Here is a 14,204-nt window from a genome sequence, read left to right as displayed (position 1 = left end):
CGACTTGGCACAATTGGATTCTGGCCCAACTGCCTCTGAGCATCCTCATCGCATGTCCTATCAGGTACTCGCGCGTAAGTGGCGCCCCCGCAAGTTTGCCGAACTCGTCGGTCAGGAACACGTCGTCCGCGCCTTGACGAACGCTCTGGATAGCGGGCGCATGCATCACGCCTATCTGTTCACCGGTACGCGCGGCGTCGGCAAGACGACGATTGCGCGCATCTTCGCCAAGTCGCTCAATTGCGAACGCGGCGAGTCGGCCGATCCTTGCGGTGAGTGCTCAGTCTGTACGGCGGTCGATGCCGGCCGTTTCGTCGACCTTCTTGAAATCGATGCCGCCAGCAACACCGGCGTGGACGATGTGCGCGAGGTGATCGAGAACGCGCAATACGCCCCTGCGCGTGGCCGCTTCAAGGTCTATCTGGTGGACGAAGTGCACATGCTCTCCAAGCCAGCCTTCAACGCCTTGTTGAAGACGCTGGAAGAGCCGCCGCCGCATGTGAAATTTCTGCTCGCCACCACCGATCCGCAGAAGCTGCCGGTGACCGTGCTTTCGCGTTGCCTGCGTTTCAATCTGAAGCGCCTGTTGCCTGATCAGATCGCCGGCCAGATGCGCCATATCCTCGGTGCCGAACATATCGAATTTGAAGATCCTGCCATGGTCGAACTGGCTCGTGCCGCGGATGGCTCGCTGCGTGATGGTTTGTCCTTGCTGGATCAGGCCATCGCCTACGGTGGCGGTTCGCTGAAGGCTGATGAGGTTCGGGCCATGCTCGGCAGCGTCGAGCGTGGGCAGGTGCTTGGCTTGCTGGATGCATTGGCGGCGGGTAATGGTCAGGCCTTGATGGCGGAATGCGCACGTATTGCGTCGTTCTCGCCTGACTTTGCCAGCGTGCTGGATGATCTTGCTGCAGCCTTGCACCGCATCCAGCTTATCCAGTTGGTGCCCGGTTATCGGCCGGATGCCCATGAAGGCGACGACAGCGCGCTCGCTGGCCTGGCCGAGCGCCTGACGGCTGAAGACGTGCAGCTCTACTACCAGATTGCCACCAGCGGTCGCCGTGATCTGGCGCTGGCGCCCGATGCGCGTACCGGTTTCGAGATGGCCCTGCTGCGCATGCTGGCGTTTCGTCCGTCTGATGATATGGCAGCATCGGCTGCGGCCTCGGGTGGACAGCGCAGCGCGCCTGCGCTGCCGACGCCGCGCGCACCCATGACTTCCGCACCTGCGGCGCCTGCGTCATCATCCCCAGGTTCGAGCCCTGCAGTGGTGGCTGTGCCCTATCCGGCAACATCGCGTGAGCCTGCTGCATCAGCGCAACGGGTTGCCGACGCAGGTGATTTGCCGGATTGGGAAATCCTGATTCAGCGTGCTGATCTGCGTGGCCCACTTGGTCAGCTTGCACAAAACTCAGCCTTGCATGGAAGGGAAGGCAACACGTTGGTGCTGGCGTTGCAGTCTGCGTATATGCACCTCGCCGTGGAGCCGATGGTGAGCCAGATCGCCGATCGCCTGAGCGAGGTGATGGGTGCCACGATCAAGCTGCGCTTCATCAGTGACAACCGTGGCGTCGCGCAAACACCGGCAGCACGCGCAGCGGTGGCGCGTAGCGAAGCGCAGTCGGCAGCAGAAGCCTCCATCGACGGCGATCCGTTGGTGCAGGCGCTGAAGCGCGAATTCGGTGCGCGTGTCGTGCCGCAATCCATCAAACCTTTTGAATCCTGATATACCCGGAGTAAAAATCATGAGAGGACAACTCGGTCAGTTGATGCAGCAGGCGCAGCGCATGCAGGAAGACATGAAGCGCGCGCAGGAAGAGATCGCCAAGCTCGAAGTTACCGGCACTTCCGGCGGTGGGCTGGTCAATGTCGTGATGAGCGGTGCGCATGAAGTACGTCGCGTGCAGATCGATCGCAAGCTATTCGCCGACGATCCAGAAATGGCAGAAGACTTGGTGGCTGCGGCGATCAACGATGCGGTGAACAAAGTGGCCGAAGCGAGCAAGAACAAGTTGGGCGGCATTACGACTGGCATGAATCTGCCAGCTGGTTTCAAGATGCCGTTCTGATATGTCGCATCCATTTCCCCTCCCCTTTGGGGAGCGGGCACGAAAAGCACATGAGCGCATCCCCACTCCTCAACGAACTCATCGAAGCCCTGCGCTGCCTGCCTGGTGTCGGCGGTAAGAGCGCGCAACGCATGGCCTTCCATTTGCTGGAGCGCGAGCGCGAGCGTGGTTTGAAACTCGCTGCGGTGTTGCAGCAGGCGATGCAGAAGATCAACCATTGCACACGCTGCCGCAATTTCAGCGAGACTCAGGTGTGCGCGATCTGCGCCAGCTCCAGCCGCGATCGTCATGTGCTGTGTGTGCTGGAATCACCTATTGATCTGGCGGCGATCGAGCAGGCAACGGGCTACCGTGGGCAATACTTCGTGCTGATGGGCCGGCTTTCGCCGCTGGATGGCCTGGGGCCCGAGGAGCTGGGGCTTGGTTTGTTGAGTGAGCGTCTCGCAGAAGGTGAGGTGGAGGAATTGATCCTTGCCACCAATCCAACCGTGGAAGGTGAGGCGACGGCTCACTATCTGGCGCAATTAGCGCGCGCTGCCGGTATCAAGCCCACGCGGCTGGCGCATGGCGTTCCGCTGGGTGGCGAATTGGAATACGTCGATCGCAGCACCCTGGCGCACGCGTTCGGCAGCCGGCAAACCATGGAATAACCGGCCTGGAACACAGGAACGGACTACAGAGGAGCAGGCTTATGGGTGACACCATTTTTGGCAAGATCGTCCGCCGCGAAATTCCGGCCGATATCGTCTATGAGGACGATGATGTGTTGGCGTTTCGCGATCTCAATCCGCAAGCACCCGTGCATGTGCTGTTCGTGCCGAAGCAGGTGATTGCCACCTTGAATGATGCCTCGGCGGCCGATGCCGATCTGCTCGGTAAGCTGCTGCTGGCCGCAGCCAGTTATGCCAAGCGCGAAGGCGTCGACAAAGAAGGCTATCGCACCGTGATCAACTGCAACGAACAGGGTGGGCAGACGGTGTTTCATCTGCACGTGCATCTGCTCGCCGGTCGCCGCATGACCTGGCCGCCGGGTTGATCGAGCATTCTGCTTAAGTCAATAAAAACGCCGGCGGATGCCGGCGTTTTTATTGATGGATCGATGCACGATCAGCGGTGATGGCGCACCACAATCACCGGGGCATACAAGCCACCCCAGCCCCAATACGGGCCACCCCAGTACGGACCCCAGAACGGGTCGTACCAGCCCGGTCCGTAGTACGGATAGTTCACGACCACCGGGCGCTTCGGCCACAGATAGATCACCTCCGCCTCGACGCGCGGATAGGCATAGTCGTAATCGCCTACCTTGCGGGTCATCGTGCCCTGGATGGCGCCGGTGATGGTGATCTCGCGCCCCGGCTTGAACACTTCCGGATCGTAGAAACCGGTGCGGCAGGCTACGAAACGACCCTGGCTGTTGTTGTTGCGAACAGGGCGAGCCTCGTTATCGAGTGGGCGTCCCAGCACATAGAAGCAGGTGGATTGCTGACTGGGCTCGGTGCTGATGATGTCGCCGCCCCAGCGGACCTGTGTGCCATTGGCGCTGCTCTGCTGTGCATTCAGCGAGGTGACGTTGGCGAAATTGCCCTGCAACGGCTGGGGCACCGTGGCGCAAGCGGCCAACAGGGCGCAGGCCGCTGCGAGGCTAAGAATTCGGAAGAGGGGAGACATGGTGTTTTTCTCCATCATGGGCGATTGCATGCTACATCGTGGCGCGACGATTAGACCACTCGATGCGGTTGGAAATTCCGTACGGCTTTTCTAAAAGTGCGCAAGGATTTAGGAGCAGGTTCGACAGTGGCGTAGTACATCAAAACCGATAACGCCTTGATTCCATCAATGGTTGACGATGCCAGCGTGCGAGGCGTGCAATACGTGCTTCGTTATCGATTTTGCAGGGCTTCATCACGAAGCGGAGTGATGGCAGACATGGGTTTAGGCAAAGCGCGGACAAACACGAGGGATGACACCAGTGTAGTCGCCGGCCTTGTGCGCTGGCGAGCGGCATTCGTCACGATCTTCCTCTGTCTGCTGGGTGTGAAACTGGTGCTTGCTGCCAAGCTCCAGCCCTTTGGCGACGAAGCGTTCTATTGGCAGGAAAGTCGGCATCCCGCTTGGGGCTACAGTGATCTGCCACCGTTGACGGCCTGGCTGATTCGTCTGGGCGAAAGCGTGGCTGGGCACGGTGTGTTGGGGATGCGTTGGCCATTCCTGCTACTAGGTAGCTGCCTGCCCTGGCTGCTGGTGGCCTTCGGTCGGCGTGCTTTCGATGTGCGTGCCGGCTGGCAGGCGGGTGTGCTTTGCCTGTGCTTGCCGCTGGCAGGGAGCTTGGGTGTTTTGGCCATGCCAGATGTGCCACTTACAGTGGCGGGCGCAGCAGCCATGCTGGCGCTGCTGCGCGCTATGGATAACAACCGTTGGTGTGACTGGTTGTTGCTGGGTGTGGCATTGGCTATCTGTTGGATGAGCCATTATCGCGCTGCCATGTTCATGCTGGCTGGCTTGTTCTTGTTCCTGCTGACGCCACGTGGCCGTGCGCAGTGGACACGTGGCGGTTTCTGGTTGGCGATGGTTGTTGCCGCAACGGGTTTGGTGCCGCTGGCGATTTCCAACTGGCAGCAACATGGCGACGGTTTGGCTTTCCAGCTGATGCAGCGCAATCCGTGGCGCTTTCATGCCGACACTCTTGTGCAACCTTTGGAGCAAGCCGTTACCTGCACGCCTCTGCTGTACGTCTGTCTGCTCTGGACAGTCTGGCGTTGCGGGTGTCGAAGACATGAAGGCCGTCCGTGGGATGTGATAGCACTGCTGTCACTGACGTTTATCGTGGTGTATTTCGTGGCGGGTTTGTTTGCCGATGACCAGCGCTTTCGTGTGCATTGGCCTCTGCCGGGTTATCTACCGTTGCTGGCTGCCCTGCCTGTGTTGTGGCGCGATGTGCGCGTCTGGCGCTGGGTGGCGATGGCTGGTGCCGGGCTAGCTTTGTTCGCGCAACTGGTTGGCCTGTCTTATCTCGGATTGGCCGCCCATCCGGCAACGGCCAGCTGGTTGGGCGCGGCACGTGCTTTCCCGACCGCTTTCATCGGGTGGGAGGAAAGCGCGGATATCGCGAAGGCGCAGCTTGTCGTACAGCCGGCTGTCTTGGTGGCGGACAATTTCATGATGGCCGCCGAACTGGATTTTCAGTTCGACGGGCAACGTCCGGTCTACACATTAGATAGTCCGTTGAATGTCAAATACGGGCGTGCGCCGCAAGTTGCGCTATGGGCGCTGGATGAAAGCGCCTTGCGTCAGAGGCACGCCGGTGAACCTGTGCTGCTTGTGGTGGATGAGCATGCCCTGCGTGAGCGCGAGCGCGCGCCATGGTTTGGCTCGCTCTGCACACGTATCGCTCATTTGCAGCCGCTACGAAGGCTCAGCTTGTTCGACGGCCGCAAGAGCGTGGCGTTTTATCGTGGTGATGCCGTCATAGCGAGGGATCCTGGCGGATGTGCTCGCGCATGGCGGTATCCAGCTCACTTTGGGCTTGGCCCAGCGCTAGGAGCAGGGGGCGCAGCCGTTCGCGGGTTTGCTCCATGTCCCGGGTCGCAGCATCCAACTCGGCCTGGGTCGCAGAGGGAGACTGGTCGCGGATCCAGATCCGTTGCTGAAGCAGTGCCCGCAGGCCAGCGTCCACGGCGTGACTGGCTTCTTGCTCGCTGGCCGCCGGCAGGTCTGGGTTGAGCGACATCACCGCATGGGCCTGTTGCAGACGGGTCCGGCAGGATTTCAGATCGGCCTCCAGTCGGTCGGCCAGTTCCAGGAGCTGCCGTAGGCTGGTGGTGCGCCGGGTCATCCGGCGCAGTAGCAAGGCGCCACCCAAGGCAACTATCAGCAAGATGAACAGGATAACCAGGCCGAACAAGAGATAGATGTTCACGTAAAATGAGCAGTTCAGGCTGGGACAGACCGCAGTCTGCCGTATGTTCCGGATTCAGGCAAAGCCGGGTGATTAGCGTCGTGATGCGGTTTGCGCACGGTGGGCTGGAACAGCTACGGTTGACTAGACGGAGCCTGAAAACTTATTATTTGCTAGTTATGTCCGCCGCACTGCCAGAGTCTGTGGACGCTTGGCGCATGGTTTCGGCGCGGCGTTCGTTCCAGGGGTCACTGCCCATCGCCGCAATGCCTCGTCTCTGCGAAGTGCTGGCGGATGATGCAGGTTCGGCCACGTATGCGCTCGACTTCGGTCGGGACGAATATGGCACGAACTATGTTGACGTTCGTGTCCAGGCGCCCCTGCGGCTGATCTGCCAGCGTACGCTCGAACCGTTTGTCATGCCTGTCACGGTCGACAGCCGATTGGGCTTGATCCGTTCCGAGCGCGAAGAGTCCGCGTTGCCGGCCGGGGTCGAGCCGCTGCTGGTGGCCGAGGACGACAAACTGAACCCGATCGATGTGATCGAGGACGAATTGTTGTTGGCATTGCCGCTGGTGCCGATGAATCCGGACAGCGCCTTGCCTGAAGAAGTCATTCGCCCGCCGATGGAAGCAACATCCATCGAAGAGCGCCCCGATAACCCGTTCGCGGTACTGCGCGAACTCAAGAAGACCTGATTAAGCTGGAGAATCACCATGGCCGTTCAAAAGAGCCGCAAGACCCCGTCCACCCGTGGCATGCGTCGCTCGCATGACAAACTGAGCAGCGTGCAGTTGGCCACCGATCCGACCAGCGGCGAAGTGCATCGTCGTCACCACGTGACGGCCGATGGCTACTACCGCGGCAAGAAGGTGATCGACACCCACGTTTCGGTGGTCGAGGAAGACTAAGTCATTCCCCGAGCCTTACAGGCTTCAGGGGCCAGTTCGACAGGCGGCGCGGTGACGCGCCGCTTTGCGTTCTGGCGTGCGGCAACGTAACGTTGCGGTCTTGGTGTATCGCGCCACCTGCACGGCGGATGGCGCAAAGCACCGCCGCTTGCTGATGGATATTCAATGGCACCGATCTACTCCCGTCTTCTTGGCACCGGCAGCGCGCTGCCGGAGCGCGTATTGACCAACGCTGATCTCGAGAAGTTCGTCGACACCAGCGATGAGTGGATTCGTGAACGTACCGGCATCCGCCAGCGTCATGTCGCCGCCGAGGGAGAGACCACGGGCGATCTGTCCACGCTGGCCGCGCAGCGCGCGCTCGACGCGGCGGGCGTCAAGGCATCCGAACTGGATCTCATTGTCCTTGGCACCACCACGCCGGACATTATTTTTCCATCGACCGCCTGTCTGGTTCAGCACCGCCTCGGTGCGAACGGTTGCGCCGCATTCGACGTCAATGCCGCTTGTTCGGGCTTCGTCTACGCGCTGGGTGTGGCCGACAAGTTCATTCGTAGCGGTCAGTCGAAGAAGGTGTTGGTGATCGGTGCGGAAACGCTGACCCGCATGGTCAATTGGGAAGAGCGCGAGACAGCCGTGCTGTTTGGCGATGGCGCGGGTGCCGTTGTGCTGGAAGTCTCCAGTGAGCCGGGTATCTATGCGACTTGCCTGCATGCCGATGGTGGCCACAAGGAACTGCTCTACAACCCGGTCGGCGTTTCCGTCGGTTTCAAAGACGAACCTAACCATGGCGTGCGTATCCGCATGTCCGGCCGCGAGGTGTTCAAGGTCGCTGTGAAGACGCTTGATTCGTTGGTGGAAGAGACACTCGCCGCGGCCGGCATGCAAGCGTCGCAACTGGACTGGCTGATTCCGCACCAGGCCAACTTGCGCATCATTGAGGCAACGGCCAAGCGGCTGAACATGTCGATGGACCAAGTTATCGTCACCGTCGACAAACACGCCAACACGTCCGCTGGCTCCGTGCCGCTGGCACTCGATTACGCCGTACGTTCGGGCAAGGTGAAGCGCGGCCAGAATCTGTTGTTGGAAGCCTTTGGCGGCGGCTTCACCTGGGCATCGGCACTATTGCGGTATTGATGGGAATGTCTTTCCCCCTTGTCCCATCCGTAAAGGACAAGTCGTTTCAGGGGAATAGTGGCTAGAAGCATAGTTTGGACTGGAGCGTTCCGTGGCATCTTCGCGCGAGCAAAGTCTGCAAACCGACATCATTCATGCTGGCGAAAACGCCAAGCGCGAATACGGCTCCATCGTCACACCTATCTTCCAGTCGTCAATCTTCGTCAATCGTAACGATGGGGATTACGACGGTATTCGCTACATCCGCCTCAACAACACCCCTACACATCTCGCTTTGCATGAAAAGCTGGTGCGCCTGGAGCAGGGTGAAGCTGCGCTGGCGGTTGCCAGCGGCATGGCGGCAATCACCTCGGTGATGCTGGGGTGTCTGCGCAGCGGCGATCACGTGCTGGTGCAGGAAAGCCTCTACGGCGGTACGCATGCTTTCGTCAAGGAAGACCTGGGCGATTACGGCATTGCTTTCGATTTCATCAACATTGATGATCCAGGCCAATGGCGCGAGGTGTTGCGGCCCAACACCCGCATGATCTACACCGAGGCAGTGTCCAATCCCATCATGCGGGTGATTGATCACCGTGCGGTGGTTGCATTCGCACGCCAATACGGGTTGGTTTCGGTGATCGATGCCACCCTCGCATCGCCGGTGAACTTCCGTCCACTCCATCTGGGCTACGATCTGGTGGTGCACTCGGCCACTAAATACCTCAATGGCCATTCGGATGTCATGGCTGGGGCGATCGTGGGGAGTGCGGAGCACATCCGACATATCCGTCACAAGGTCAATCATCTGGGCTGCTCGCTCAATCCTCTGGATTGCTTTTTGCTCCACCGTGGCATGCGCACGCTGGCTGTGCGTATACGTGAACAGAATGCCAATGCGTTGCGCCTTGCCGAGTACTTATCGAGGCATGCTGGTGTGCGACGGGTGAACTATCCAGGGTTATCCGACAATCGCTACCACGCGTTGGCAAGTTCCTTGTTCGATGGCTTTGGCGGGGTGCTCAGTATGGATGTCGATTCGGAGCGTTATGACGCCGGGCGTATCGTAGCGGCGGTCAATTTATATGCGGATGCCGTGAGCCTGGGCAGCATCGAATCGTTGATCACGCGTCCGGCTTTTACCAGTCATTCGGGGATGAGTGTCGAAGACCGGCGCCGCGCTGGTATCGATGATGATCTGATTCGCATTTCGGTGGGTCTGGAGTTGGCCGACGACTTGATCGTCGATCTCGATCAGGCCTTTGCCGCCGGTGAGCGATAAGACGCCGCTGCCCGCGCCTGCTGTGGTGCCTGCGTTTCTGCGCAATGGCGAAAGATGGCCTCGACATGGCGAGTATCCGTGCCGCAGCAGCCGCCTACGACGGCGATGTTCGGTAGTAGCCCCATCAGCGATCGGTGTGCTTCTCCCAAGGCTTCAGGATTGCCGGCATCAAGTTCCTGGCAGGCATCCAGCTCGGCATGGCTGCGGCAGGATGCATTCGCGCGCAGCCCGCGAATGCGGCCACGACACTTGTCGCACTGCTCCAGCATGGGGGCGAAATGCTGCGGATGTGCACAATTGATCATGTAATAGGCTGGGTAACCGCTGGTGCAATCGTCAGTACGGGCAATCGCATCGGGCAAGGTTTCGCCAGATGGCAACCGTCCGTTGGTTTCCACGGTATAGGAAACCACCACGGGCGCTGCACAAGCCCAGGCGGCGAGGGCGATACCGGTGGCCTCTTGTGAGTGGGTCATGGTCAAGGCAGAGATCATGTCGACGCCGGCGTCGATCAAGGTTTCGATCTGCGGACGATGGTAATCGGCCGCAATACGAATGCCTTCACTGTCGCAGGCGGTGTAGCCGTCTCCGCGCGGACCGACGTTGCCGCCGATCACCATCGGGTTGCGTTCGGTTTCGTAGAGCTCACGCAGGTGCAGCAGCAGGGTAATGGCCTTGTGATTGGCTTCTTTCAATGCGTCCGTGTCATAACCCAGCGCTGCGCCCCAGTCGCGATTGGCGCGCCAGGTGGGGCTATCTAGCACGAGGCCGGTATCGTAATTCTGTGCCAGTTCGGCATAGCTGGCGTAATAGCGCCAGAGTGCCTGTCTGCCACGGGCATCTCCCAGCAGCATGAACGAGGCGAAATGCGGCAGGTTGCGGTGTTCGTGAAAAATGAGGGTGGTGCCCAGGCCGCCATCGGTCATGAACAGCCGACCGTTCAATTGAGGAAGGTGGTTGTGGCTGCCGTGCATCACAAATTCTTGCCGATACTCGCACAAGTAAAAGGGCGTTCCGGATTCACTGGGAACGGGATCTGTCGCTAACTGGATTTCCTCACCGAGCCGATCAAGATGGCGTGAATAAAAAGGGGGGGCGGGTCGATGTCGAAAATTGAGTGTTCGATCAGACAATTAGGTCGATTTTTCCGAATACGGCTGCGCATGGAGCGCATTGCTGGCAAGATTCGCGGTTTCGTTCACCGTTAAAACCTCACGCATGAGTCAGAACGTCCCATCGCTTGCTTTCGTTTTTCCCGGCCAGGGTTCGCAATCGATCGGCATGCTGGCTGAGTTGGCGGCCGTGCACGGCGAAGTGAAAGCCACTTTCGACGAAGCTTCGCAAGGTGCGGGAGCCGACCTATGGACGCTCAGCCAACAGGGGCCTGAAGATCGGCTCAATCGAACCGAAAACACCCAGCCAGCGTTGCTGGCTGCAAGCGTGGCGGTGTGGCGGGTATGGCAGAAACTCGGCGGCGCGCAACCGGCACAATTGTCGGGACACAGTCTGGGTGAATACAGTGCGCTGGTCTGTGCGAGCGCCTTGTCGCTGCACGATGCCGCCGCTCTGGTCGCTCAGCGCGGCCGTCTGATGCAAGCTGCCGTTCCGGCGGGAGTTGGCGCGATGGCGGCGATTCTTGGCGGTGACGATCAACAGATTGCCGATGTCTGCGCTGACGTTGCGCAAGGGCAGGTCGTGGCGCCGGCCAACTTTAATTCGCCCGGGCAATTGGTGATTGCAGGTCATGCCGAAGCGGTGGATCGCGCCTTGGCGCGCCTGGCCGAATTGGGCGTAAAGAGGGCTGTAAAGCTTGCCGTATCCGTGCCTTCGCATAGTGCACTGATGCGCGAGGCTTCCGACAAGCTGGGCGAGCGCATGGCCTCGATCGCCTGGAAACTTCCTGCGCTGCCGGTGGTGCAGAATGCCGAAGCGCGTGCTTACAACACGCTTGACGATATCCGCGGCGCCTTGCAGTGCCAGTTGTATCTGCCGGTACGTTGGACCGAATGCGTGCAGGCGCTGATTGCCGGCGGTGCAACGCGTCTGGCCGAATGCGGTCCAGGCAAGGTGCTGACCGGCTTGATCAAGCGTATCGACAAGAGCGTCGAAGCCCGTGCGATCGGTGCACCGGTCGAGCTGGATGCTGCGCGCGGCGAATGGGTCTGACAAAAACCAACGACCGAGGGAACTGAAAGTATGAGCACACTGCAAGGTGAAATAGCCCTGGTGACCGGCGCCAGCCGTGGTATTGGCGCGGCGATTGCCGATGAGCTGGCTGCCATGGGCGCCACCGTGATCGGTACAGCGACCAGTGACGCGGGCGCCGCGGCGATGGGTGAGCGGCTGGCTGCGCATGGTGGCCATGGCCGGGTGCTCAATGTCACTGATGCGGCGGCGGTGGATGCGCTGATCGACGACACCGCCAAGCAGTTCGGCGCCGTTTCCATTCTGGTGAACAACGCAGGCATCACGCGTGACCAGTTACTGATGCGCATGCGCGACGAAGACTGGCAGGCCATCATCGATACCAATCTCACCTCGGTCTATCGCATGTCCAAGGCGGTGATGCGCGGCATGATGAAGGCGCGCAAAGGACGCATCATCTCGATCGCCTCGGTGATTGGCTTGACCGGCAATCCCGGCCAAGCCAATTACGCGGCAGCCAAAGCAGGCATCATCGCATTCTCCAAATCATTGGCGCGCGAGATCGGTTCACGTGGCATCACGGTCAATGTGGTCGCGCCAGGTTTTATCGATACCGATATGACCCGCGGACTGCCTGAGGAGTCCAAGCAGGCGCTGCTGGGGCAGATCGCGCTGGGTCGCCTGGGCGAGGCGAGCGATATCGCCAAGGCCGTGGGCTTCCTTGCATCCCCGGCGGCGAGTTACATCACCGGCGAAACCCTGCATGTCAACGGCGGCATGTACATGCCCTGATCAGCGGTGCCGGTCTTGAAAAAGGCCGCGCCAGCGCAAGCTTCGGCTTGCAGGCGAGGGCGCCCGCTTCGTTTGAAACTCACCCGGTTCCGCCTAGGGCTGATTGAGATAAGGAGTCGTCATGGCGCTCGTTTTAGGCGACAATCTGCGCTTTCACGTCGGTGCGGGTGCCGTGGCGGTTTGTATTCCCCGGCATGCGGGTGGCGGCTTAATGGCTTAGCCACTACAATATCGAAGAGTTTGCCGGTGAAAAACTGGCAAGACAGACAATATCCCCTTGGGAGGTAAAGGCAACATGAGCACCATCGAAGATCGCGTCAAGAAAATCGTCGTCGAGCAACTGGGCGTGGAGGAGGATAAGGTCACACCGAACGCTTCGTTCGTGGACGATCTGGGCGCAGACTCGCTGGACACGGTCGAGCTAGTGATGGCGCTTGAAGAGGAATTCGAAACCGAAATTCCGGACGAGGACGCTGAAAAGCTCACCACCGTGCAGGATGCCATGAAGTACATCGAGGAGCACGCCAAGAAGAAGTGATCTGCTGCGTCGTGGTGATGCGCGCGTCCCATGCGCTACGTAGTGATATCGGAAGCTGCGCCATCTTGGCGCAGTTTTCGTTTCTGCAAGATGTAACGTCCGATCACGTATGGTTGCACCTGTACAAGGTCGGAATGCATTGCGATGTATGGAAAGTGATGTCTTGCGGCTGATCTTTCCTGAACCAGCTTAGGAATTCGATCCATGAGCAAACGACGTGTGGTAGTGACCGGCATGGGGATCATCTCGCCGGTGGGTAACGATATCGCCACCGCCTGGGACAATATCCTCAAGGGCGTCAGCGGCATTGGTCCTGTGACGCATTTCGATGCCACCGCGTATGCCACGCGCATCGCCGGCCAGGTGAAAGGTTTCGATCCGGTGCAGTGGATTGCGCCGAAAGAGATCAAGAAAATGGATCCGTTCATCCACTACGGCATTGCCGCGGGCACCCAGGCCTTGCGCGATTCCGGCTTGGAAGTGACAGAACAAAATGCCCCGCGCATCGGTGTGGCCGTGGCGGCAGGCATTGGTGGCCTGCATACCATCGAACATACCTCCATTGAGCTGCACGACAAGGGGCCGCGTCGCGTGTCGCCGTTCTTCGTGCCTAGCTCGATTATCAACATGGTCTCTGGCCACCTGTCGATCATGTATGGCCTGAAAGGTCCGAACATCGCCTGTGTCACTGCCTGTACCACCGGTGCGCACAACATCGGTCTGGCTACACGTATGATCCAGTACGGCGATGCCGACGTGATGATCGCCGGTGGTGCTGAGTTCGCCACCACCGGCACGGCCATGGCAGGCTTTTGCTCGGCCAAGGCCATGTCCACCCGCAACGACGAGCCGGCCAAGGCCAGTCGTCCGTGGGACAAGGACCGCGATGGTTTCGTGCTGTCCGATGGCGCCGGCGTGCTGGTGCTTGAGGAGTACGAACACGCCAAGGCGCGTGGCGCGAAGATCTACGCCGAACTGGTGGGCTTCGGCATGAGCGGCGACGCTTATCACATCACTGCTCCTAGCGAGGGTGGCGAGGGCGCGGCGCGTTGCATGGAAGCGGCACTGAAGGATGGTGGCGTCAATCCTTCCGATGTGCAGTACATCAATGCGCACGGCACCTCCACGCCGCCAGGTGATCTGTGTGAGGTGCTCGCCGCCAAGCGTGTGTTCGGCGATCACGCCTACCAGTTGGCGATGAGCTCGACCAAATCCGTCACAGGTCATTTGCTCGGTGCGGCAGGTGGCGTGGAGGCGATCTTTACCATCCTGGCCATGCGCGACCAGGTGGTGCCCCCCACTATCAACCTCGACGAGCCGGGTGAAGGCTGCGATCTCGACTTCGTGCCGCATACGGCACGCGAGGCGAAGCTCGACATAGCCATCTCCAACTCGTTCGGTTTTGGTGGTACCAACGGTACGCTTGTTTTCCGTCGTATCTAGTCGTATC

The 14,204-nt window shown here is 60.0% G+C and carries 15 protein-coding genes; 13 read left to right on the top strand and 2 right to left on the bottom strand.

Going from position 1 to position 14,204, the window contains the following annotated elements; translation table 11 throughout:
• Positions 1-52 precede the first annotated feature (52 nt).
• Genes dnaX through EO087_RS07750 form a run of 4 tightly spaced genes read left to right on the top strand, consistent with a single transcriptional unit; the run spans position 53 to position 3,105 of the window.
• Entirely contained in the window at positions 53-1,726 is a 1,674-nt protein-coding gene (dnaX, locus tag EO087_RS07765; RefSeq protein ID WP_128898370.1) for a DNA polymerase III subunit gamma/tau, read from the top strand.
• Positions 1,727-1,745: 19 nt separating this feature from the next.
• Positions 1,746-2,069 (top strand): YbaB/EbfC family nucleoid-associated protein, encoded by a 324-nt coding sequence (locus EO087_RS07760; protein ID WP_128898369.1) that lies wholly within the window; start codon positions 1,746-1,748, stop codon positions 2,067-2,069.
• A gap of 50 nt (positions 2,070-2,119) precedes the next feature.
• A complete protein-coding gene (gene recR / locus EO087_RS07755; protein WP_128898368.1) occupies positions 2,120-2,719 on the top strand; it encodes a recombination mediator RecR in 600 nt (199 codons plus the stop codon).
• Positions 2,720-2,760: 41 nt separating this feature from the next.
• Positions 2,761-3,105: a histidine triad nucleotide-binding protein gene (locus tag EO087_RS07750; protein WP_128898367.1), complete on the top strand. Its 345-nt coding sequence runs from the start codon at positions 2,761-2,763 to the stop codon at positions 3,103-3,105.
• 71 nt (positions 3,106-3,176) lie between these two features.
• Here the strand turns inward: EO087_RS07750 and EO087_RS07745 are convergent, their stop codons facing one another.
• A complete protein-coding gene (locus tag EO087_RS07745; protein WP_128898366.1) occupies positions 3,177-3,740 on the bottom strand; it encodes a Slp family lipoprotein in 564 nt (187 codons plus the stop codon).
• A gap of 258 nt (positions 3,741-3,998) precedes the next feature.
• On the opposite strand from EO087_RS07745, the gene EO087_RS07740 reads away from it, so the two are divergent.
• From EO087_RS07740 to EO087_RS07715, 5 genes are all read left to right on the top strand, one after another.
• Positions 3,999-5,792 carry a glycosyltransferase family 39 protein gene (locus EO087_RS07740; protein ID WP_240669161.1) on the top strand — a complete coding sequence of 598 codons (1,794 nt, stop codon included), beginning with the start codon at positions 3,999-4,001 and terminating at the stop codon, positions 5,790-5,792.
• A gap of 441 nt (positions 5,793-6,233) precedes the next feature.
• Positions 6,234-6,665, top strand: coding sequence for a YceD family protein (locus tag EO087_RS07730; RefSeq protein ID WP_343133209.1), 432 nt, complete (start codon positions 6,234-6,236; stop codon positions 6,663-6,665).
• Positions 6,666-6,683: 18 nt separating this feature from the next.
• Positions 6,684-6,878 (top strand): 50S ribosomal protein L32, encoded by a 195-nt coding sequence (rpmF, locus tag EO087_RS07725; protein ID WP_128898364.1) that lies wholly within the window; start codon positions 6,684-6,686, stop codon positions 6,876-6,878.
• Positions 6,879-7,043: 165 nt separating this feature from the next.
• Positions 7,044-8,018, top strand: coding sequence for a beta-ketoacyl-ACP synthase III (locus tag EO087_RS07720; protein ID WP_128898363.1), 975 nt, complete (start codon positions 7,044-7,046; stop codon positions 8,016-8,018).
• Between the two features lie 91 nt (positions 8,019-8,109).
• On the top strand, positions 8,110-9,279 hold the full coding sequence (locus EO087_RS07715; protein ID WP_128898362.1) for an aminotransferase class I/II-fold pyridoxal phosphate-dependent enzyme: 1,170 nt from the start codon (positions 8,110-8,112) through the stop codon (positions 9,277-9,279).
• On the opposite strand, the gene EO087_RS07710 is transcribed toward EO087_RS07715, so the two are convergent.
• Positions 9,252-10,253, bottom strand: a complete 1,002-nt coding sequence (locus tag EO087_RS07710; RefSeq protein ID WP_128898361.1) for a homocysteine S-methyltransferase family protein — start codon at positions 10,251-10,253, stop codon at positions 9,252-9,254. The two genes, EO087_RS07715 and EO087_RS07710, sit on opposite strands and share 28 nt — an antisense overlap.
• Positions 10,254-10,497: 244 nt before the next feature.
• Between EO087_RS07710 and fabD the strand changes: the two genes are divergently transcribed.
• The 4 genes from fabD to fabF all read left to right on the top strand — a co-directional run bounded on the left by fabD (position 10,498) and on the right by fabF (position 14,197).
• Complete coding sequence (gene fabD / locus EO087_RS07705) at positions 10,498-11,445, top strand: ACP S-malonyltransferase (protein WP_128898360.1); 948 nt, start codon at positions 10,498-10,500, stop codon at positions 11,443-11,445.
• A 30-nt stretch (positions 11,446-11,475) separates the two neighbouring features.
• Positions 11,476-12,216 (top strand): 3-oxoacyl-ACP reductase FabG, encoded by a 741-nt coding sequence (gene fabG, locus EO087_RS07700; RefSeq protein WP_128898359.1) that lies wholly within the window; start codon positions 11,476-11,478, stop codon positions 12,214-12,216.
• A 295-nt stretch (positions 12,217-12,511) separates the two neighbouring features.
• On the top strand, positions 12,512-12,754 hold the full coding sequence (acpP, locus tag EO087_RS07695) for an acyl carrier protein (RefSeq protein WP_128898358.1): 243 nt from the start codon (positions 12,512-12,514) through the stop codon (positions 12,752-12,754).
• A 204-nt stretch (positions 12,755-12,958) separates the two neighbouring features.
• Positions 12,959-14,197, top strand: a complete 1,239-nt coding sequence (gene fabF, locus EO087_RS07690) for a beta-ketoacyl-ACP synthase II (RefSeq protein WP_128898357.1) — start codon at positions 12,959-12,961, stop codon at positions 14,195-14,197.
• Positions 14,198-14,204: the final 7 nt, after the last annotated feature.

Origin of the sequence: Dyella sp. M7H15-1, from assembly GCF_004114615.1 — a bacterium.
Taxonomy (GTDB): Bacteria; Pseudomonadota; Gammaproteobacteria; order Xanthomonadales; family Rhodanobacteraceae; genus Dyella_B.
This window is presented reverse-complemented; position numbering and strand designations above follow the sequence as displayed.

What these genes read in the sequence shown, in the direction of transcription:
- fabD (WP_128898360.1), top strand. Translation starts at nt 10,498, where the DNA reads ATGAGTCAGAACGTCCCATCGCTTGCTTTCGTTTTTCCCGGCCAGGGT.
- EO087_RS07720 (WP_128898363.1), top strand. Translation starts at nt 7,044, where the DNA reads ATGGCACCGATCTACTCCCGTCTTCTTGGCACCGGCAGCGCGCTGCCG.
- rpmF (WP_128898364.1), top strand. Translation starts at nt 6,684, where the DNA reads ATGGCCGTTCAAAAGAGCCGCAAGACCCCGTCCACCCGTGGCATGCGT.
- fabG (WP_128898359.1), top strand. Translation starts at nt 11,476, where the DNA reads ATGAGCACACTGCAAGGTGAAATAGCCCTGGTGACCGGCGCCAGCCGT.
- recR (WP_128898368.1), top strand. Translation starts at nt 2,120, where the DNA reads ATGAGCGCATCCCCACTCCTCAACGAACTCATCGAAGCCCTGCGCTGC.
- EO087_RS07710 (WP_128898361.1), bottom strand. Translation starts at nt 10,253, where the DNA reads ATGCACGGCAGCCACAACCACCTTCCTCAATTGAACGGTCGGCTGTTC.
- EO087_RS07760 (WP_128898369.1), top strand. Translation starts at nt 1,746, where the DNA reads ATGAGAGGACAACTCGGTCAGTTGATGCAGCAGGCGCAGCGCATGCAG.
- dnaX (WP_128898370.1), top strand. Translation starts at nt 53, where the DNA reads ATGTCCTATCAGGTACTCGCGCGTAAGTGGCGCCCCCGCAAGTTTGCC.
- fabF (WP_128898357.1), top strand. Translation starts at nt 12,959, where the DNA reads ATGAGCAAACGACGTGTGGTAGTGACCGGCATGGGGATCATCTCGCCG.
- EO087_RS07740 (WP_240669161.1), top strand. Translation starts at nt 3,999, where the DNA reads ATGGGTTTAGGCAAAGCGCGGACAAACACGAGGGATGACACCAGTGTA.
- acpP (WP_128898358.1), top strand. Translation starts at nt 12,512, where the DNA reads ATGAGCACCATCGAAGATCGCGTCAAGAAAATCGTCGTCGAGCAACTG.
- EO087_RS07730 (WP_343133209.1), top strand. Translation starts at nt 6,234, where the DNA reads ATGCCTCGTCTCTGCGAAGTGCTGGCGGATGATGCAGGTTCGGCCACG.
- EO087_RS07745 (WP_128898366.1), bottom strand. Translation starts at nt 3,740, where the DNA reads ATGTCTCCCCTCTTCCGAATTCTTAGCCTCGCAGCGGCCTGCGCCCTG.
- EO087_RS07750 (WP_128898367.1), top strand. Translation starts at nt 2,761, where the DNA reads ATGGGTGACACCATTTTTGGCAAGATCGTCCGCCGCGAAATTCCGGCC.